General features: G+C 69.9%; 17 protein-coding genes and 2 tRNA genes. 11 read left to right on the forward strand and 8 right to left on the reverse strand.

Annotated elements, in window-relative coordinates; all coding sequences use genetic code 11:
• The 4 genes from ABZX30_RS28175 to ABZX30_RS28190 all read right to left on the reverse strand — a co-directional run.
• On the reverse strand, positions 1–323 hold a 323-nt coding region (locus ABZX30_RS28175), incomplete at its 3' end, for an ATP-binding cassette domain-containing protein (RefSeq protein WP_355938264.1).
• Positions 299–1,147 carry an ABC transporter permease gene (locus tag ABZX30_RS28180; RefSeq protein WP_355938266.1) on the reverse strand — a complete coding sequence of 283 codons (849 nt, stop codon included), beginning with the start codon at positions 1,145–1,147 and terminating at the stop codon, positions 299–301. The genes ABZX30_RS28180 and ABZX30_RS28175, both read right to left, overlap by 25 nt.
• A complete protein-coding gene (locus ABZX30_RS28185; RefSeq protein ID WP_355938268.1) occupies positions 1,144–2,211 on the reverse strand; it encodes an ABC transporter substrate-binding protein in 1,068 nt (355 codons plus the stop codon). Before ABZX30_RS28185 ends, ABZX30_RS28180 begins: the two co-directional genes overlap by 4 nt.
• 212 nt (positions 2,212–2,423) lie before the next feature.
• Positions 2,424–3,623: an ROK family protein gene (locus ABZX30_RS28190; protein ID WP_355938270.1), complete on the reverse strand. Its 1,200-nt coding sequence runs from the start codon at positions 3,621–3,623 to the stop codon at positions 2,424–2,426.
• A 431-nt stretch (positions 3,624–4,054) separates the two neighbouring features.
• Here ABZX30_RS28190 and ABZX30_RS28195 point away from each other — a divergent pair, with 431 nt between their 5' ends.
• Positions 4,055–4,633 (forward strand): biotin transporter BioY, encoded by a 579-nt coding sequence (locus tag ABZX30_RS28195; protein WP_355938272.1) that lies wholly within the window; start codon positions 4,055–4,057, stop codon positions 4,631–4,633.
• Positions 4,634–4,760: 127 nt separating this feature from the next.
• On the opposite strand, the gene ABZX30_RS28200 is transcribed toward ABZX30_RS28195, so the two are convergent.
• Positions 4,761–6,188, reverse strand: coding sequence for an amino acid permease (locus ABZX30_RS28200; RefSeq protein WP_355938274.1), 1,428 nt, complete (start codon positions 6,186–6,188; stop codon positions 4,761–4,763).
• A gap of 225 nt (positions 6,189–6,413) precedes the next feature.
• On the opposite strand from ABZX30_RS28200, the gene ABZX30_RS28205 reads away from it, so the two are divergent.
• Both ABZX30_RS28205 and ABZX30_RS28210 read left to right on the forward strand, forming a co-directional pair.
• Positions 6,414–6,902 carry a ribose-5-phosphate isomerase gene (locus ABZX30_RS28205; protein ID WP_355938276.1) on the forward strand — a complete coding sequence of 163 codons (489 nt, stop codon included), beginning with the start codon at positions 6,414–6,416 and terminating at the stop codon, positions 6,900–6,902.
• Between the two features lie 198 nt (positions 6,903–7,100).
• Positions 7,101–7,910 (forward strand): DNA-formamidopyrimidine glycosylase family protein, encoded by an 810-nt coding sequence (locus ABZX30_RS28210; protein WP_355938278.1) that lies wholly within the window; start codon positions 7,101–7,103, stop codon positions 7,908–7,910.
• Between the two features lie 53 nt (positions 7,911–7,963).
• On the opposite strand, the gene ABZX30_RS28215 is transcribed toward ABZX30_RS28210, so the two are convergent.
• Positions 7,964–9,217 (reverse strand): GNAT family N-acetyltransferase, encoded by a 1,254-nt coding sequence (locus ABZX30_RS28215; RefSeq protein WP_355938280.1) that lies wholly within the window; start codon positions 9,215–9,217, stop codon positions 7,964–7,966.
• A gap of 162 nt (positions 9,218–9,379) precedes the next feature.
• Here ABZX30_RS28215 and ABZX30_RS28220 point away from each other — a divergent pair, with 162 nt between their 5' ends.
• On the forward strand, positions 9,380–10,558 hold the full coding sequence (locus ABZX30_RS28220) for a PP2C family protein-serine/threonine phosphatase (RefSeq protein ID WP_355938282.1): 1,179 nt from the start codon (positions 9,380–9,382) through the stop codon (positions 10,556–10,558).
• A gap of 70 nt (positions 10,559–10,628) precedes the next feature.
• Positions 10,629–11,087 carry an HD domain-containing protein gene (locus ABZX30_RS28225; protein ID WP_355938324.1) on the forward strand — a complete coding sequence of 153 codons (459 nt, stop codon included), beginning with the start codon at positions 10,629–10,631 and terminating at the stop codon, positions 11,085–11,087.
• A 6-nt stretch (positions 11,088–11,093) separates the two neighbouring features.
• Here ABZX30_RS28225 and ABZX30_RS28230 read toward each other — a convergent pair whose 3' ends face one another.
• Positions 11,094–12,293, reverse strand: a complete 1,200-nt coding sequence (locus ABZX30_RS28230; RefSeq protein WP_355938284.1) for an acyltransferase family protein — start codon at positions 12,291–12,293, stop codon at positions 11,094–11,096.
• 443 nt (positions 12,294–12,736) lie between these two features.
• Here ABZX30_RS28230 and ABZX30_RS28235 point away from each other — a divergent pair, with 443 nt between their 5' ends.
• Positions 12,737–12,931: a hypothetical protein gene (locus tag ABZX30_RS28235; RefSeq protein WP_355938286.1), complete on the forward strand. Its 195-nt coding sequence runs from the start codon at positions 12,737–12,739 to the stop codon at positions 12,929–12,931.
• Positions 12,932–13,145: 214 nt separating this feature from the next.
• Here ABZX30_RS28235 and ABZX30_RS28240 read toward each other — a convergent pair.
• Positions 13,146–13,216: transfer RNA gene (locus ABZX30_RS28240), tRNA-Gly, on the reverse strand.
• Positions 13,217–13,380: 164 nt separating this feature from the next.
• On the opposite strand from ABZX30_RS28240, the gene ABZX30_RS28245 reads away from it, so the two are divergent.
• From ABZX30_RS28245 to clpX, 5 genes are all read left to right on the forward strand, one after another.
• A tRNA-Pro gene (locus ABZX30_RS28245) sits at positions 13,381–13,457 on the forward strand.
• 178 nt (positions 13,458–13,635) lie between these two features.
• Entirely contained in the window at positions 13,636–15,051 is a 1,416-nt protein-coding gene (tig, locus tag ABZX30_RS28250; protein WP_355938288.1) for a trigger factor, read from the forward strand.
• A 325-nt stretch (positions 15,052–15,376) separates the two neighbouring features.
• The gene (locus ABZX30_RS28255) at positions 15,377–15,982 is read left to right on the forward strand and encodes an ATP-dependent Clp protease proteolytic subunit (protein ID WP_355938326.1); all 606 of its coding nucleotides are present in this window, start codon (positions 15,377–15,379) and stop codon (positions 15,980–15,982) included.
• A 70-nt stretch (positions 15,983–16,052) separates the two neighbouring features.
• Complete coding sequence (locus tag ABZX30_RS28260; RefSeq protein WP_355938328.1) at positions 16,053–16,718, forward strand: ATP-dependent Clp protease proteolytic subunit; 666 nt, start codon at positions 16,053–16,055, stop codon at positions 16,716–16,718.
• Between the two features lie 193 nt (positions 16,719–16,911).
• On the forward strand, positions 16,912–18,198 hold the full coding sequence (gene clpX, locus ABZX30_RS28265) for an ATP-dependent Clp protease ATP-binding subunit ClpX (RefSeq protein ID WP_355938290.1): 1,287 nt from the start codon (positions 16,912–16,914) through the stop codon (positions 18,196–18,198).
• Positions 18,199–18,826 lie beyond the last annotated feature (628 nt).

Here is an 18,826-nt window from a genome sequence, read left to right on the forward strand (position 1 = left end):
CGTTCCGCGGCCTCCTTGCCCTCGGTGCCGAGGAGTACGTTGTCCAGGACCCGGCGCCACGGCAGCAGCCGCGCGTCCTGGAAGACCACGGACACCCGCTCGGGCGCGGTGAGCCGCCCGCCGCCCTCGACGCCGTGGTCGAGACCCGCGATCGCCCGCAGCAGCGTCGACTTGCCCGAACCGCTGTGCCCGAGCAGGGCGGTGAACTGCCCGGCGGGCAGGTCGAGGTCGATGCCGTCCAGGACGCTACGGCCCGCGAAGGACCGGGTCAGACCCCGCAGCCGGACGGCGGGGCGGGTCAGCTGCTCAGTGTGCGTCGCCATGACAGCACCCTCCGTTCGACGAGGCGGACCACGCTGTCGGAGACCAGGCCGAAGACGCCGTAGATCAGCAGGCCGACGAGGATGACGTCGGTCTGGCCGTAGTTCTGGGCCTGGAACATCAGGTAGCCCAGGCCGCTGGTGGCGTTGATCTGCTCCAGCACCACCAGCCCGAGCCAGGACCCGGTGACGCCGAGCCGGAGTCCCACGAAGAATCCGGGCAGCGCCCCGGGGATGACGATGCTCCGGATGAACGCGAGCCTCGACAGGTCCTGGACCTCGGCGAGTTCGACGTACCGGCTGTCGATGCCGGAGAGCGCGGCGTGCGTGTTGAGGTAGATCGGTATGTAGACGACGATCGCGATGATGGCGATCTTGAAGGTCTCGCCGATGCCCAGCCAGAGGATGAACAGCGGGATCAGTCCGAGCGTCGGTATCGCCCGGTTGAGCTGCACCGTTCCGTCGATCAGCGCCTCGCCCACCCGGCTGAGCCCCGACACGAGCGCGAGGACGACCCCCGCGGTCAGGCCGATGGCGAAGCCGTACGCGGCCCGCCTGAGGGAGGTCAGCACGTCGGTGGGCAGCGTCCCCTCGGTCCACAGGTGACCGGCGGTCCGCGCGACCGTCCAGGGGGCCGGGATCGCGCCCGGGTCGAGGGCTCCGGCGGCGGAGGCGACCGCCCAGAGGACGACGAGGACGACGGGACCGGCCAGGCGGGCGGCGGGGAGGCGGGCGCCGGGGGCGAGGCGCCGGCGCCGACGGACCCGGTGGCCCTCGTCCCCGGCGACGACCGCGGTCGTGCTCACGGTGGTGGTCACGGCGGTCACCTCCGGTACTCCGCCGGTACGGCCTCGGCGGCGATGGACTCGAAGCGGTGGTCGAAGAGCGTGGAGACGTCGAACTTCTTCACGAAGCCGCCCTCGGCGAGCAGGTCCGCGGTCTCCTGCTCCCATCTGATCGCCTCGTCCCAGCTCGGCGGGAACAGCGGCTTGTTGGCGAGATCGCTGATCGACTTCGCCTGGTCGGGGGTCAGGTTCTGCGTCTTGACGTAGAACTCCTCGTTCCAGACGTCCGGGTGCTCGTACTGCCACACCTGGCCCTTGGCCCACCGCGGGATGTACGCGGCGATCGCGGCTGCCTTCGCGGAGTCGTTCAGCACGGACTGCGGCGCCCACAGCAGGTTGAGCAGGTCGACGACGTCGGTCCGGACGACGCGGGCGCCCTTGCCCCCGTACTGCTTGAGGTAGGCGGGGACCTGGCTGTTGGCGAGCGGGGCGATGTCCACCTGCCCGGACTGCAGGGCGGTGAGGAACTGGTTGCTGGTCAGCGGGACCAGCTTCACCTCGTCGTACTTCAGGCCCGCCTTCTTCAGCGCCCGCAGCAGCACGACCCCCTGGGCCTGGCCCTGGGAGAAGGCGAGCTTCCTGCCGCGGAAGTCCTCGACCGCGCGGATGTCGCTGCCGGGCTTGGTGGCGAACAGGTAGTTGGGCTTGCGGGTGAGGTTGATCGCCACGATCTTCGCGTCGAAGCCCTGGTAGTGCGCCTGGATCGGCGGGATGCCCGCGTTGTTGGCCAGGTCGAGGGAGTTGGCGCGGAAGGCGTTGATGACGTCCGGGCCGGCCCCGATGTTCACCCAGCTCGACACCTTGAACGGCAGCGCGGGCACCTTCGCCAGCTTGAACTGCAGCTGCTGGACGTTCTGGTACGAGGAGATCTTCAGGCTGGTGCCGGCCGGCACCTCGCCGGCGAGCGGCTCGGTGGCGGCACCCTCGGTGTCGGCCGCGGCACTGCCGCCCGCGCAGCCGCTCAGACCGGCGGCCGCCGCGGTGGCGCCCAGCAGGGAGGTGAGAAAGAGACGGCGGTCGAAGCCGGAAAGGGGCGGAGAAGACATGGGAGTGCTCCCTGAGTTGTTGTGCGCAGGCGGAAGGGAAAACAAGAAAGCAGACGGAATTCCGGGCAGCAGAAAGCCGGGGAAGGGGAATTCACGCAGCGGAGATACGCGCTTCACGGCGCGTCAACACGTCAGCAACAAAGGGTGCGACAGGTCATGACCAGGATGTTCCCGGCCATGAGCGCCCCCTGTCAACATTCGGAGTTTCTGAATTAAATAGCTTCAGGTGACGCGGCCAGCGGGTCCCGATAGAGCGCGTCGAGAATCACGGATCCGCCCGCCACGGCGAGCACGGTGCCGGGAAAACTCGTCGCGAAAACATGGCCGGCGCGCTCCGCCCCGACCGCCTCGCGCACAGCGTTCAGGCAGTCCTCGCGGTGCATGACACCCACCTCGGTCACGACCACCGTCTCCGGGTTGAGCACGTCCAGCAGCAGCCGCACCGCACGCCCGGTCAGCGTGGCCCGCTCCACGAGCAGCCGCACGGCCACCGGGTCCCCGGCGGCCGCCGCGCCGACCACGTGCATCGGGTTCACCCCGTCGACGACCCCGGCCTCCCGGGCCCGCCGGCACAGCGTCCGCTCGCTCAGCTCTGCCTGGAGGCAGCCGGTGTGCCCGCACGCGCAGGGCTCGGTGCCGCCCGGCACCGGCAGATGGGCGATCGCGCCCGCCTGCGAACGCGGCCCGTAGTGCACCGCGTCATGGGTGGCGAAGGCCGCGTCGACCACGTTGCCGACGAACAGGTGCAGCACGCTCCCGCTGCCCCGTGCCCGCCCGAACAGCCGCTCCCCGTTGACCAGCGCCCGCGCGTGCCCGTCCACGTGGACGGGCAGTCCGGTGCGCGCGCCGAGCACCTCCCGCACCGGCACGTCGCGCCAGCCCAGCAGCGGGTGCTCCACGACGGTCCCGGAGTCCCGGTCCACCCAGCCCCCGGCGGCCACCCCGACCCCCAGGGCCCTGGCGCCCGGCGTCCCGGCGAGCAGCGCCGCCAGCCCGTCGGCGGCCCGCGCCAGCACCCGGCCGGGGTCGGCGCGTTCGTGCTTCAGCTCCCGGCGGGCCAGCACCCGCCCGCGCAGGTCCAGCAGGGCGACCGTGGTGTACGGGACCGCGATGTGCACCCCGCCGACCACGAACCGCGAGTCGTCCAGGTCGACGGGCACATGGGGCCGCCCCACCCCGTTCGACCGCCGGGGCGCGGCGGCCTCGCGGATCAGCCCGAGCTCGGTGAAGCGGGCGCAGTAGTCGGTCACGGACGCGGGGGACAGCCCGGTCAGCCGGGCGATGGTGCTGCGGGCCACCGGCCCGTGCTCCAGCACGGACCGCAGCACGACGCTGGCACTGGTGCGCCGGCGGTCGCTGTCGGCGGCGCGGGGGATGGGGGAGACAAGGGTGGATGCCGCGGTACGGGGCATGGGAAACCGTCCTCGGGAACGGGGCCGACACGTCTCGGGATCGAGGCGCGCCGAGTCCGCTCCGCCCGCCTCACACCGGACGGCGACAGGTGGCCGTGCCCTGGCGCCGCAGGTCGACATAGCGACGCGACGTGAAGTACCGGGCCTGGGCAACCATGGTGGGAAGGGTAGGGCAGGAACGGTGAATCCGACCAGACCACGGGGATTCGTTTGGTGAAACCCCACAGTCCCCGTGACGACCCGTGAGGTGACCGAAACATCCCCGCCTCAGTGACCGTTGTCACGCCGCACCCGGTGTAACCGGCACCTTTTGTCAGGAGCCCACCAAGCCCGCGTTCCACCCTTTGTCGAGCACTGACGGTGATCGGCTCGAGGACACCGGTATAGCGTCACGGTGTCCCCATCTGCCCACACACCCTCGCGGAGTCCCCATGAGCACCGCCACCGCCACCGCCCGCCCCGGTGCAGTCCTCGCCGACCTCCTGCCCGCCTCGCGGGTCCGCGACGCCGCGCTCGTGCTGGGTGGCGCCGCGCTCACCGGCCTCGCGGCCCAGCTGTCCGTCCCGGTGCCCGGTTCCCCGGTGCCGGTGACCGGTCAGACCTTCGCCGCCCTGCTGGTCGGCACCACCCTCGGCGCGCGCCGCGGCTTCCTCTCCCTCGCGCTGTACGCGCTCGCGGGCGTGGCCGGCGTGCCCTGGTTCGCGGACGGGACCTCCGGCTCCGGCGCGGTGTCCTTCGGCTACGTCCTCGGCATGCTGCTCGCCTCCGCGCTCGTCGGCGCGCTGGCCCGCCGCGGCGCCGACCGCGACGCCTGGCGCATGGCCGGCACGATGATCCTGGGCGAGGCCGTCATCTACGCCGTCGGCGTGCCCTATCTGGCCTACGCCGCCGGCATGTCGGCGTCCGCCGCGATCGCCGCCGGCCTCACCCCGTTCCTGATCGGCGACGCGCTGAAGGCGGTCCTGGCGATGGGCCTGCTGCCCACCGCCTGGAAGCTCGTCAAGCGCTGAGACCGCGACCGAGGTGAAAGCCGCGCGGGGCGCTGCCCCGCGCGGCTTTCCTGTTCGGACCCGCGGCCGGCGCGGGGCCTGCGGCCTCGGTGTGCCGGCAGTCCTCTCGCCCTCCGGACGGCGGAGGTCAGACGGACACCCTGTCGGTGTCCGTCCCGACGGCGGCCGGCACCGGCCCGCGGTGCGCGAACACCTTCTCCTTCACCACGGCGACCACGATCACCAGCGCCGCGACCAGCAGCGACAGCAGCACGGTCGTCCGCCCGCTGTTCGGGCCGTCGGTGTCGGTCAGCATGTAGCCGAGGACGAACACGATCAGCCCGGCCGTGGCCCACGTCAGATACGGGTACAGCCACATCTTCACGACCAGCTTCTCCGGCGCCTCGGCCTGGATGATCTTCCGCATGCGCAGCTGCGAGAAGCAGATGACCAGCCAGACGAACAGGGCGACCGCGCCGCTGGAGTTGACCAGGAAGTTGAAGATCGTGTCCGGGTACTTGTAGTTGAAGAAGACCGCGACGAAGCCGAACACGACGGAGGCGACGATCGCCGTCAGCGGCACACCGCGTGAGGTGGTCCGGGCGAACGCCTGCGGCGCGTCACCGCGCTCGCCGAGCGAGAACGCCATCCGGGAGGCGGTGTAGAGGCCGGAGTTGAGGCAGGACAGCACCGAGGTCAGCACGATGACGTTCATGATCTGGCCGGCGTGTGCGATGCCGAGGGAGTCCAGCGCGGCGACGTAACTGCCCTCCGTCTTGATGGACGGGTCGTTCCACGGCAGCAGGGAGACGACCACCAGGATCGAGCCGAGGTAGAAGACGCCGATCCGCCAGATGATGCTGTTGGTGGACTTGGTCACGGCCTTCTGCGGGTTCTCCGACTCGCCGGCCGCCAGCGTCGCGATCTCGCTGCCCATGAAGGAGAAGACGACGAGCAGCACGCCGGTGAGGATGGCGCCGGACCCGTTCGGCAGGAAGCCGCCGTGCCCGGTGAGGTTGCCGAGGCCGGCCTTGTCGCTGTGCGCGCCGGGCAGCACGCCGAAGACCGCGAGCCCGCCGATGACGATGAAGGCGGCGATCGCCACGACCTTGATGCCGGCGAACCAGAACTCGAACTCGCCGTAGGAGCCGACGGAGACCAGGTTGGTGGCGGTGAGCACGACCATCACGAGCAGGGCCCAGCCCCACTGCGGGACGGCGGGGATCCAGCCCTCGAGGATCTTGGCGCCGGCGGTGGCCTCCACGGCCAGCACCACCACCCAGAAGAACCAGTACAGCCAGCCGATGGAGAACCCGGCCCAGCGTCCGAGCGCACGGTCGGCGTGCGCGGAGAAGGAGCCGGAGGTCGGATTGGCGGCCGACATCTCGCCCAGCATCCGCATCACCAGCACCACGAGCGTGCCGACGAGGGCGTAGGAGAGGAGGATGCCGGGTCCTGCGGTGGCGATACCGGAGCTGGAGCCGACGAACAGTCCGGCACCGATCACACCGCCGATGGCGATCATGGACAGATGCCGGTTCTTGAGTCCTGCCTGAAGTCCGGAACCAGGGGTCATGGACGGATTTCCTTTGCGCCGGTTGGAGCGGTTTCCCGTACGCGGGGGGACGCCGTTGTGCGGCCTTGTACGAGCCGGTCCAGTGAATCCGAGGTGTACGAATACGGGAACCTGTGAATCCGGATTGTTACTCGAGGTTCCCTTGAGGTTCTATGGCGTGACTCACACTCCGTTGTCGCGCCACCCGAAGCTGCTGCCCCCGAACCCCCGTGACACACTCATCCCATGCGCGTGTATCTCGGCTCCGACCATGCGGGCTTCGAACTCAAGAACCACCTCGTCGAATGGCTCAAGGCAGCGGGTCACGACCCCGTCGACTGCGGCCCGCACATCTACGACGCCCAGGACGACTACCCGCCCTTCTGCCTCCGCGCCGCGGAGCGCACGGCCGCGGACCCCGACTCCCTCGGCATCGTGATCGGCGGCTCCGGCAACGGCGAGCAGATCGCCGCGAACAAGGTCAAGGGCGTCCGGGCGGCCCTCGCCTGGAGCGAGGAGACGGCCTCCCTCGGCCGCCAGCACAACAACGCCAACGTCGTGGCGGTGGGCGCGCGCATGCACACCCAGGAGGAGGCGACCACGTTCGTCGAGACCTTCCTGGGCACGCCGTTCTCCGGCGACGAACGTCACATCCGCCGCATCGACATGCTGGCGGCCTACGAGACGACCGGCGACCTGCCCCCCGTCCCGCCCCACCACCCCCAGCAGGACTGAACACCCGGGGGCTGCCGTCCCCGGACCCCACGAGGGGTGCAGGGGACGCGGTCCCCGCCGGGGTCTGGGGCGGAGCCCCGGGATGGGTCCACGTCCCAGCCGGCCCGCACGGGTGGTGGGTGGGAAACCCCCGGGTTCCGGGGGCGGAGCCCCGACGGCGGGGTCCGGGGCGGAGCCCCGGGGAAAGGAACGGCCACCTTGCCGGAAGGGCACACGATCCACCGCCTGGCGCACGACTACGCCGCCCGCTTCACCGGCACGACCCCCCGGGTCACCAGCCCCCAGGGCAAGTTCTCCGACGCCGCCGAACTCCTCACCGGAGGAGAGCTCACCCGAACCGAAGCCCACGGCAAGCACCTCTTCCTCCGCTTCCGCGACGCCGACTGGATCCACATCCACCTCGGCCTCTTCGGCAAGGTCACCTTCGGCGACGCCCCCGCACCCCCGCCCACCGACACCGTCCGCCTCCGCCTGGCGAACGCCACCTCGTACGTCGACCTGCGCGGCCCCACCACCTGCGCCCTGATCACGGACACCGAGAAGCAGGCGATACACGACCGCCTCGGCCCCGACCCGCTCCGCACGGACGCCGACCCGCAGGCCGCGTACCGGCGCGTCTCCCGCAGCCGTACGACGATCGCCGCGCTGCTCATGGACCAGAAGGTCATCGCGGGCGTCGGCAACGTCTACCGCGCCGAGGTCCTCTTCCGGCACCGCATCGACCCGTACCGCGCGGGCCGCGACATCACCCCCGCCGAGTGGGACGCGATCTGGGCCGACCTCGTCGAGCTCATGCGCGAGGGCGTCCGCAACAACCGCATCGACACCGTCCGCCCGGAGCACACCCCCGAGGCGATGGGCCGCCCGCCGCGCGTCGACGACCACGGCGGCGAGGTGTACGTCTACCGCAGGGCCGCTCTCCCCTGCCACATCTGTGCCACCGGCATCCGCACCGCCGACCTCGCGGCCCGCAACCTCTTCTGGTGCCCCACCTGCCAGCGGCCCTGAGCACAGCACCGCAGCCGCCCCCCAGGATCACGGCACCGTCCGCGACCCGTGCGCTAGAACCCGTGCGGCAGCCAGGGCGCCACCAGCGACCCGAACCCCACCGACGCCTGAGCCAGCGCCCCCTCCCGCAGTTCCCGTACCAGACCGGCCGCGGCGAGGGAGGCGAGCGGGACGCCGCCCAGGTACGCCGCCCCCAGCTCCCGGACGCCGAGCGCCAGATCGGCCGCGTCCGCGGTCCGCTCGCACGACGTGCCCTTCGCGTCGCCGGTCAGCCGCCAACGACCCGCGTTCCAGGGACAGAAGGAGTCCTCGACCTCGAACACGAGGTCCACCGGCGTCCGATAGGTGCGCGCCTCGAGCGCAGCGCCCACGTCCACCAGCCGCACGTGCAGCGAGTCCCGTACCAGCAGCTCGCACCGCCGGAGGTCCGACACCAGGTACTGCCACGGCTCGTCCACCGGTCGCCGACGGGCGTCGATCGCCGACGTCAGGTCGATGTCGAACAGGAACCGCCACACCGCGGCGTGCGCCGCCGCGTCGAGCGCCTCCATGTTCTCCAGCACCACCGTTCCCCTGGGGCCGGCCGGCTCCCACGCCGGCTTGACCCGGAAGCGGGCGTACCCCACCAACTCCCCGTCCCGCTCGGCGACCACGCACTGCAACGGCGACGCCCCGTCCCGGTCGTCCACCGGATCGAGCAGCATCAGCCGCTCCCAGCCCGGTATCCGCGCCAGCATCCCCGGCCGCAGCGGCACCCGCCGGGAGTACAGCGCCTCGCAGTCGTCGAGGACATCGGCCGGCGCGGCGTACCGCAGGCGTACGCCGTCCGTGCCGGGCGGCACCGTCAGCCGTACCCGGGTGGTGTCGATCCGCACGTTGACGTTGTACGTCGCCACGCCGTACCCGAACCGCCCGTAGATGGCCGGTTCGGACGCCGTCAGCACGGCCAGCGGCCATCCCCAGGACCGCACGTCGTCCAACTGCCGCCGCATCATCGAGGTCAGCACACCGCGCCGCCGGTGCGTGGCGGCCACACTGACCATGGTCACTCCCGCGGCCGGCACCGACGCCCCGCCAGGCACCGTCAGCCGGAAGGCGAAGGCCCCCGCCGTACCGACGACCGCGTCACCGTCCCACGCCCCGACCGAACGCTCGGCCTCGGTCAGCGACTCCCACAGCTCCCGCTCCTCCGGCGCCTCCGGAACCCCGCCGAAGGCCCGGATCAGACTGTCGTACCACTGGTCCCGGTCCTCCGGACGGAGCACCCTCAGATCGGTCGCGGGACTACTCACATGGTCTGTTCCCATGGACCATGCGTACCAGCGCATCGCGGGGCGGGCGAACCGATTTCCGCCGGGTCGCGGCGGGGCGTCGCTCTGTGAAGTTCACTGTGATGTCGCGCCTCGGACGGGGGATAAGTCGGACCTCCCGTGCCAAGCGGCTGGTCCGATGGATAGGGTCCCGAACTAATGGCAGCAGGACGAGAGCGGCGCGCGAAGGCCGAGACGTTCACGGCCCGGTGGAAGATGCAGTGGCACCGGGCCCGCGTCGGCATGCGCAGAAGCGCGGTGGACTACTTCCGCGGCGACGGCTCCGACTGGATCGCACTCGTCGGGCTGCTGCTGACCATTCCGGTGCTCGCGACGATGAGCCTCGCCAACTCGGTGTGGTGCTCGCCCGCCACGCTGGTGCTGCCGATCGTCGTGGGCGGCCTGCTGCTGCGGCCCGCGAGCCTGCTCGGCCTGTACGCGGCGGCGGCCACGGCGCTGATCGTGGAGTCGGTGCAACTGGGCCCGTACACCGAGGGGCCCTCCCGGGTCACGCCGGGTGTGGTGCTCGTCGTCGCCGCCTGCGGGTTCTTCGGGCTGCTCACCGCGCAGTTCCGCAGCCGGGTCGGCGTGCCGTGGCGGCGCGGCGGCACCATGCTGTTCGACCTGCGCGAGCGGATCCGGGTGCAGAGCAAGCTGCCGAAGCTGCCGCAGGGCTGGCACCGGGAGATGGCGCTGCGGCCCGCGGGCGGTCAGTCCTTCTCCGGTGACTTCGTGGTGGCGGCCCGCACCAACGGCGGGCGCACGCTGGAGGTCGTGCTCACGGACGTGTCCGGCAAGGGCATGGACGCCGGGTCGCGGGCGCTGCTGCTGTCGGGCGCGTTCGGGGGGCTGCTGGGCTCGCTGCCGCCGCATGCCTTCCTTCCGGCGGCCAACGGCTACCTGCTGCGCCAGGACTGGGACGAGGGGTTCGCCACTTCGATCCATCTGGTGCTGGATCTCGACTCCGGGGACTACGAGTTGTACTCGGCGGGGCATCCGCCGGGGCTGCAACTGAGCGCGGGCAGCGGGCGCTGGGAGGAGAAGGCCGCGGAGGGCCCGCTCCTCGGTGTGTACGACGGCGCCCAGTTCGACCCCGTGAAGGGCTCGCTGCGCCCCGGAGACGTGTTGATGCTGTTCACGGACGGTCTGGTGGAGACCTCGGACCGCGACATCGTCGAGGGCATCGACCGCCTCACCGGCGAGGCCGACCGCTATGTCGCGGGCGGCTTCCACGGAGCGGCCTGGCATCTCATCGAGGCCGTGGCGAAGGATGTCAACGACGACCGGGCGCTGCTGCTGATCTGCCGGGAAGGCCCGTCCGCCCAACAGGCCGGCTGACACGTGCGGGCCGTGGCGACCCCTCCGGCGGACGCTCTCCGCTCCGGGAGACACTGGGGGCATGACCGAGATGCGACCCCAGCTGACGCCGGCCCAGGTGGAGGCCCTGGCGTGCGCCGCCCACGCGGGGCAGACCGACAAGGCGGGGCGGCCGTACGCCGAGCACCTGCGGGCCGTGGCGGAAGGCGTACGCGCCCGGGGCGGCGACGAGGCGCAGATCGCGGCGGGCTGGCTGCACGACGCGGTCGAGGACCACGCCCTCTCCGCGCGGTGGCTGGCGGAGGCCGCGCTGAGCCGCCGTACGAAGGACATCGTGCTGGCCGTCACCAAGCGGGCGGGGGAGGAGGCGGAGGCGTACGCGCGGCGCATTCTCGCCACGCCCGGCGCGCTGCTGGTGAAGGAGGCCGACCTCGCCCACAACGCGGACCCGGACCGGCTGGCCGTGCTGGACGAGGCGACCCGGAAACGACTGGCCGAGAAGTACACGCGGATGCGCGCACTTCTCGGCCTCGGAGCGCCTCGGGAATGACGGACGCTAGGCGCTGACCTTCTCGCGTTCGGGTTCCTTCTGGCGGCGCTCGCGGGCGAGTTCCGCCGCGTCCTGCTTGAACGCCCAGTTCATCTCCGGCTCCATGGCGAAGCGGAACACCCGCCGTACGGGGCCGGTGCACAGGAGCGTGACGACGGCGGCCGCGAGGACGGTCACCAGGATCTCGCCGAGCGGGCGGTGCAGGGCCGCCTGGTCGAACCAGCCCCGGTAGTCGGCGAACTTCACCAGGAAGCCGTGCAGCAGGTAGCCGTACAGCGTGCCCGCGCCCAGCGCGGTGAACCACATCTTCCGGCGTGGCACCCAGGCGAAGAAGCAGGCGGTCAGCAGCAGCGAGCAGCCGAACATCGCGACCACCATGACCGGACCCGACCACCACGGCCCGCCCAGCTCCTGGGCCGAGTCCCGGTGGTAGAACCAGGCGGTGTTCATGCGGGGCACCGCCCACCAGCCCACCGCCAGCGCGGCCGCGAACACCGGCACGGCGGCGAACCGCACCCAGCGGCGGCGCACCAGCTGGAAGTGCTCGGGCTTCATGCACAGGCCCAGCACGAAGTACGGCAGGAACTGCAGCACGCGCTGCAGGTCCAGGTCGTCACCGATGCTCGGGGCGACCGAGGCCAGCATGGCGATGCCGAGCGCGACCGGGAGCGGCCGGCGGATCAGCTTCCAGATGGGCGTGGTCAGCCGCCAGACGAACAGCGCGCACAGGAACCAGGTCAGGTACCACGGGTCGAGGAGGCTGATCTCCTGGCCGGGGGAGTGGTCGACGAACCGCTTGAAGAGCGGGTAGGCGGTCTCGAACACGACGTACGGCACGGCGACGCCGGTGATCAGCCGCTTCAGCCGGTCGGGGCGCATGTCGAAACTGCGTGAGAAGAAGCCGGAGATGATGATGAACGCCGGCATGTGGAAGCTGTACACGACCGTGTACAGGGCCTCGAGGAAGCGGCTGTCGCCCTTGAGGGGCTCCCACGAGTGCCCCATGGCGACCAGCACGATCGCCAGGTACTTGGCGTTGTCGAAGAACGCGTCGCGCTGTTTGCCCGGTCTGTCCGCCCGTGTCGGACGCTGCTCCGACTGCTGCGTGCCCGTCTGGGTACACGGACTGGGCACTCCGTCCGCCGGCGGCTGTGCCGGGGGGAGTGGCCTTCGGTTCTGGCCGGGGGACGAGGCGGCGTCAAACATCTCAGGCACCCTAGCGTCGGCTGTGGGATTTCGTGAAACCCCGTGTCTCATTCCTGGTTATCGGGGTGCGGGTACCCCAGGATTTACCGGAGTTGACATGTCCGGCCGCGTGATGGCGGGCACGGCGACGGGTGGGAAGGGGGCGCGAGGGGGAGCCGATCGACCCTGATGTCCCGATTCATCCCGACTAATTGGCGCATAACGTCGTCTCTGCGCCAACCATTCGAATGACCCGCGCACGGGATGTGTGGACAGCGAAACGAAGCCGCGCAATTCCCGGTGGGTGCCGGGTGCGTGCCCGCGCGAGTGGAGCCTCGAATTGCTGTGCGGTGCGGCGGACTTGAGGTGGACGCGGGCGACGTTGTGTCACGTGCCGCATAGGAAGGCCCGGTTGGTGGCACGATGGTTCCGGGAGTGCGGACCGACCGAGGACGTGATCAGTTGTGGCCATTTCACTGTCAGTGGTGCTGCTGTTGGCGATCATCCTTGTAGTGCTGATCAGAGGGGGGAACATCAAGGCCGGCCCCGCCATAGTCGCGGTGCTCTTCGGCTTCTTCCTGGCCTCGACCGGGATGGCTCCGTCCATCCAGCGCTTCCTGGACTCGCTGGCGCAATCGATCAACTCCATCAGCTTCTGACCCGCGGCCGGCGGCACCCGGCCCACAGCGAACCTGCGGGGACCGCCTCGGCAGCGGCGCATGGCCGTGGTCCTCCCGGCCCGGGACGCCGACCCCGACGCCCCGCGCCTCTGGCCGGCCGGGACGGCAGGACGTACTCCCTACTGGACCCCGGCGCGAAACACTCAGGGCCAGGCGGAGGAATCGTCCTCTGACCTGGCCCTGAGTCGTACAGAGCGGGCGACGGGAATCGAACCCGCGTAGCTAGTTTGGAAGACTAGGGCTCTACCATTGAGCTACGCCCGCACGGGTGCGCCGCAGGTCCGGGGACCGCGGCACAGGAGGCATCCTAGCGGGTCGCACGCCGCGCAGGCCAACGTGTTGGTCTGCGGGGATGCCGCGTGGGTGGTCGTGCGGGAAAGCGGCCGACGTATCCGGCCCGGGCATGTACCCTACGTGTCGCACCAGCACGGGGTGTGGCGCAGCTTGGTAGCGCGTCCGCTTTGGGAGCGGAAGGCCGTGGGTTCAAATCCCGCCACCCCGACCACCGGCCCACGGCACCATGATGATCGCCTTTTGGGGCGCCGACCGGCTGCGGTTACTATGCAAGCTGCGCGCCCGTGTGTCCCGGCCCACTCGGCCTACGAACTCCTCCGGGCGGCGAATCCGCCGGACCTGTCTGGCTCCGGCAGAAACCAAGAAGTCAGCCACAAGGAGACCGAACCGTGAAGAGCGCCGTGGAGACCCTGAACCCGACCCGGGTTCGGCTCACTGTCGAGGTGCCCTTCGAGGAGCTCAAGGACAGCCTCGACGCGGCGTACAAGAAGATCAACGAGCAGGTCACGGTGAAGGGCTTCCGCAAGGGCAAGATCCCCGCCCGTGTCATCGACCAGCGGTTCGGCCGCGGTGCGGTGCTGGAGGAGGCCGTCAACGACGCGCTGCCGAAGTTCTACACCGAGGCGGTCAACGAGGCCGAGCTCAGCCCGCTGGGCCAGCCCGAGGTCGACATCACCGAGCTGAAGGACGGCGAGACGCTGAACTTCACCGCCGAGGTGGACGTCCGCCCGGCCATCGAGATCCCGGACTACTCCGGCATCGAGGTCGAGGTCGACGCCGTCGAGGTCGACGACGAGGACGTGGCGAAGTCGGTCGAGCAGCTGCGCGAGCGCTTCGCCTCCACCTCCCCGGTCGAGCGCGCCGCCGAGGACGGCGACGTCGTGACCATCGACCTCCAGGCCAAGGTCGACGGTGAGGTCCTGGAGGACGGCGTCGCCGAGGGCGTCTCCTACACGATCGGCTCGGGCGAGCTGCTCGACGGCATCGACGACGCCGTCAAGGGCCTGTCCGCCGGCGAGGAGACCACCTTCACCTCCGAGCTCAAGGGCGGCTCCGCCGCGGGCAAGGAGGCCGAGGTCACCGTCAAGGTCACTCAGGTCGCCGCCCGCGAACTGCCCGAGCTGGACGACGACTTCGCGCAGCTCGCCTCCGAGTTCGACACGCTCGAGGAGCTGAAGGCCGACAGCCGCAAGCGGCTGGCCAACATGAAGCAGTACGACCAGGCCACGCAGGCCCAGGAGCGCGTCCTGGACAAGCTGCTGGAGCTCGTCGAGGTGCCCGTCCCCGAGAAGCTGCTCGAGGACGAGATCAACACCCGCAAGCACAACCTCGAGCACCACCAGCTCGGTCAGATGGGCCTCACCCTCGACAAGTACCTGGAGCTCCAGGGCAAGACCGCCGAGGAGTTCGAGACCGAGACCCGCGAGGCCGCGGTCAAGGGCATCAAGACCCAGTTCGTCCTCGACGAGCTGGTCAATCTGGAGAAGCTCAACGTCAACCAGGAGGAGCTCACCGAGCACCTCATGCGGCGTGCCGCCTCCTCCGGCATGTCCCCCGACCAGTTCGCCCAGGCCGTCGTCGAGGGCGGCCAGGTGCCCCTCCTCGTCGGCGAGGTCGCCCGCGGCAAGGCCCTGGCCGTCGTGGTCGAGGCCGCCACGGTGAAGGACACCAACGGCGAGATCGTCGACCTGGACGACGAGGACGAGACCGAGGCCGCCGAGGCCGAGGCTCCGGCCGCGGAGGCCGCGGAGGCCGCCGAGGCCGCGGAGGCCGCCGAGGCCGCCGAGGAGAAGACCGAGGGCTGAGAAAGCCCTGCGGCGCCTCTGACGCACGTACGACGGGCCCTGGGGACGTTCTCCCCGGGGCCCGTCGCCGTACGGCCCCGGAGCGGCGGCTCAGAAGCGGCGGCCCAGGGGCCCGGCACGAACCGCGTCCGCCGAACCACCGGAGGTCACCGCTACGCCCCCGGCGAACACCCCCTTCCACGGGATTCCCCGAAGGGAGCCGCGCGTTAGGGTCCATGAATACGGGGGCAGGGGAGTCCCCGAACCCGCCCCAGCCCCTGGCAGGGAACACGTGAGACGGCCCGGCGCCGTCGTAAGACGAGCAGGTGGATACGTGACGAATCTGATGCCCTCCGCCGCCGGCGAGCCTTCCATCGGTGGCGGCCTCGGCGACCAGGTCTACAACCGGCTGCTCAACGAGCGGATCATCTTCCTCGGCCAGCAGGTTGACGACGACATCGCCAACAAGATCACCGCACAGCTGCTGCTCCTTGCCGCCGATCCGGACAAGGACATCTACCTCTACATCAACAGCCCCGGCGGTTCGGTGACGGCCGGCATGGCGATCTACGACACCATGCAGTACATCCCGAACGACGTGGTCACCATCGCCATGGGCATGGCAGCCTCGATGGGGCAGTTCCTCCTCACCGGCGGCTCGGCCGGCAAGCGCTTCGCGCTGCCCCACGCCGACATCATGATGCACCAGGGCTCCGCGGGCCTCGGCGGCACCGTCTCCGACATCAAGATCCAGGCCGAGTACCTGATGCGCACCAAGAAGCGCATGTCCGAGCTGACCGCTCTGCACTCCGGCCAGACGGTGGAGACGATCATCCGCGACGGCGACCGCGACCGCTGGTTCACCCCGGAAGAGGCCAAGGAGTACGGTCTCATCGACGAGATCATCACGCATGCCTCCGGTGTTCCGGGAGGCGGCGGCACCGGTGCCTGACCGGCCCGGCTTCGCCGTGCACCGCCGAGACTCCAGCCCCCAGAACGCCACCAGGACGGTGAACACCCTCATGAGCAACTTCCCCGGCGCCGCGAGCGGCCAGTACGACGGGCCCCGGCCCGACAGCCGCTACGTCATCCCGCGCTTCGTCGAGCGCACCTCCCAGGGCATCCGCGAGTACGACCCGTACGCGAAGCTCTTCGAGGAGCGCGTGATCTTCCTCGGCGTCCAGATCGACGACGCCTCCGCCAACGACGTCATGGCTCAGCTGCTGTGCCTGGAGTCGATGGACCCCGACCGGGACATCTCGATCTACATCAACAGCCCCGGTGGCGACATGACCGCCCTCACGGCGATCTACGACACGATGCAGTTCGTGAAGCCCGACATCCAGACGGTCTGCATGGGCCAGGCGGCCTCCGCCGCGGCCATCCTGCTCGCCGCGGGTACGCCGGGCAAGCGCATGGCGCTGCCGAACTCCCGTGTGCTGATCCACCAGCCGGCCGGCTCCACCGGCCGCGGTCAGCTCTCCGACCTGGAGATCATCGCCAACGAGTTCACGCGGATGCGTGAGCAGCTGGAGAACATGCTGGCCAAGCACTCCAACCGGCCGCTCGAGCAGGTCCGCGAGGACATCGAGCGCGACAAGATCCTCACGGCCGAGGAAGCGCTCGACTACGGCATCGTCGACCAGATCGTCTCGACCCGGAAGATGAACAACGAAGCGGTCCGCTGACGCGGACGATGTTGTCGTCTGCCACCCTTGGCACGATTTGACCGTGTGCGCGGAAAGGTGCACGTCAAAGTGAACCGTGCCAAGGGGGGCCCGAACGGGGGGCCCGGCAAGGTACCGTCGGACATAAGGCAGCACCAGGAGCCGCTGGACTCGAAAGCGTCCGGGCGTCTCCCAGGCGAAGGGGAAGCACACCGTGGCACGCATCGGTGACGGCGGCGATCTGCTCAAGTGCTCGTTCTGCGGCAAGAGCCAGAAGCAGGTCAAGAAGCTCATCGCAGGGCCCGGTGTGTACATCTGCGACGAGTGCATCGATCTCTGCAACGAGATCATCGAGGAGGAGCTCGCCGAGACGAGCGAGGTGCGCTGGGAGGAACTCCCCAAGCCCCGCGAGATCTACGAGTTCCTCGAGGGGTATGTAGTCGGGCAAGAGGCCGCCAAGAAGGCGCTCTCAGTCGCGGTGTACAACCACTACAAGCGGGTCCAGGCCGGCGAGAACGGCGGAGCCCAGAGCCGGGACGACGCCATCGAGCTGGCGAAGTCGAACATCCTCCTGCTGGGCCCCACGGGCTCCGGCAAGACACTCCTCGCCCAGACCCTGGCACGGATGCTCAACGTCCCGTTCGCGATCGCCGACGCGACGGCGCTCACCGAGGCGGGGTACGTCGGCGAGGACGTCGAGAACATCCTGCTGAAGCTGATCCAGGCGGCGGACTACGACGTCAAGAAGGCCGAGACCGGGATCATCTACATCGACGAGATCGACAAGGTGGCCCGGAAGAGCGAAAACCCGTCGATCACCCGGGACGTCTCGGGCGAGGGCGTGCAGCAGGCCCTGCTGAAGATCCTCGAGGGCACCACCGCCTCGGTCCCGCCGCAGGGCGGCCGCAAACACCCCCACCAGGAGTTCATCCAGATCGACACGACGAACGTCCTGTTCATCGTGGGCGGTGCCTTCGCGGGCCTGGACAAGATCATCGAGTCCCGGGCGGGTGCCAAGGGCATCGGCTTCGGCGCCACGATCCGCTCCAAGCGGGAACTCGAGGCCAAGGACGTCTTCGAGGACATCATGCCGGAGGACCTGGTCAAGTTCGGCATGATCCCCGAGTTCATCGGCCGCCTCCCGGTGATCACGAGCGTCCACAACCTGGACCGCGAGGCCCTGCTCCAGATCCTGGTCGAGCCCCGCAACGCCCTGGTCAAGCAGTACCAGCGCCTCTTCGAACTCGACGGCGTGGAACTGGACTTCGAACGCGAGGCCCTCGAGGCCATCGCCGACCAGGCGATCCTCCGCCAGACCGGCGCCCGCGGCCTGCGCGCCATCATGGAGGAGGTCCTGATGTCGGTGATGTACGAGGTCCCGTCCCGCAAGGACGTGGCCCGCGTCGTCATCACCGCGGACGTCGTCCACTCCAACGTCAACCCGACGCTGATCCCCCGGGACGCCCGCGGGCGGGGCTCGGGCGAGCAGAAGACGGCCTGAGCACTTCACCCGGTCACAGGAAGACGCCCGGTCTCTCACAAGAGACCGGGCGTCTTCTTCGACCGGGAGAGTCGTCCTCCCGAACGATTCAGGCGTACGGGTTGTCCACCGCGGTGGTGTGGCGATAAGCCAACAGGTCGTCGCCCTCGAAGAGACGCCGACCTCGACTGCGGCGGCAGCGATACCGGCGTCGTCAGTCGCGTGACTGCCGAGGGTGACGGTCTGACCGTGGCCATCGTAGTTCTTGTGCCATGACCAGTTGTGCGCCGTGTCGTCGAATCTCTGCGTGCGCAGACGGATCCCCACCGAATGACCGTCGGCGTAGGTGTCCTTGACCGTGAGATCGACCCAGCTGATCGAGTACTTGCTGTTCCATGTGATGTCGCCGTGGCCAGAAGCCCTGACAGTGGGATCGCCGGCGCGGCCACTGCGGTGGCCGGAGTGACAGTGACTCGACGACGCACGTTCGCGCCCGTGGCTAGATTTACCTGAACCTGTCAAGAATGCCATGAGTGGGCCGAACATGTGTGGCGTTCACGGCACGGCGCGCATGCCGATGCTTCGAAGGCGCGAACGGGCCTGCGGAGCGGGCAAGGGCCGGAAGCGTCATCGAACTTCGCCGACGCTT

This window comes from Streptomyces sp. NPDC004542, assembly GCF_040610035.1.
Taxonomy (GTDB): Bacteria; Actinomycetota; Actinomycetes; order Streptomycetales; family Streptomycetaceae; genus Streptomyces.

Excerpts from the sequence above, each read along its gene's own strand:
- ABZX30_RS28185 (WP_355938268.1), bottom strand. The coding sequence starts at position 2,211 with ATGTCTTCTCCGCCCCTTTCCGGCTTCGACCGCCGTCTCTTTCTCACC.
- ABZX30_RS28190 (WP_355938270.1), bottom strand. The coding sequence starts at position 3,623 with ATGCCCCGTACCGCGGCATCCACCCTTGTCTCCCCCATCCCCCGCGCC.
- ABZX30_RS28195 (WP_355938272.1), top strand. The coding sequence starts at position 4,055 with ATGAGCACCGCCACCGCCACCGCCCGCCCCGGTGCAGTCCTCGCCGAC.
- ABZX30_RS28200 (WP_355938274.1), bottom strand. The coding sequence starts at position 6,188 with ATGACCCCTGGTTCCGGACTTCAGGCAGGACTCAAGAACCGGCATCTG.
- ABZX30_RS28205 (WP_355938276.1), top strand. The coding sequence starts at position 6,414 with ATGCGCGTGTATCTCGGCTCCGACCATGCGGGCTTCGAACTCAAGAAC.
- ABZX30_RS28215 (WP_355938280.1), bottom strand. The coding sequence starts at position 9,217 with ATGGGAACAGACCATGTGAGTAGTCCCGCGACCGATCTGAGGGTGCTC.
- ABZX30_RS28220 (WP_355938282.1), top strand. The coding sequence starts at position 9,380 with ATGGCAGCAGGACGAGAGCGGCGCGCGAAGGCCGAGACGTTCACGGCC.
- ABZX30_RS28225 (WP_355938324.1), top strand. The coding sequence starts at position 10,629 with ATGCGACCCCAGCTGACGCCGGCCCAGGTGGAGGCCCTGGCGTGCGCC.
- ABZX30_RS28230 (WP_355938284.1), bottom strand. The coding sequence starts at position 12,293 with ATGTTTGACGCCGCCTCGTCCCCCGGCCAGAACCGAAGGCCACTCCCC.
- ABZX30_RS28255 (WP_355938326.1), top strand. The coding sequence starts at position 15,377 with ATGCCCTCCGCCGCCGGCGAGCCTTCCATCGGTGGCGGCCTCGGCGAC.
- ABZX30_RS28260 (WP_355938328.1), top strand. The coding sequence starts at position 16,053 with ATGAGCAACTTCCCCGGCGCCGCGAGCGGCCAGTACGACGGGCCCCGG.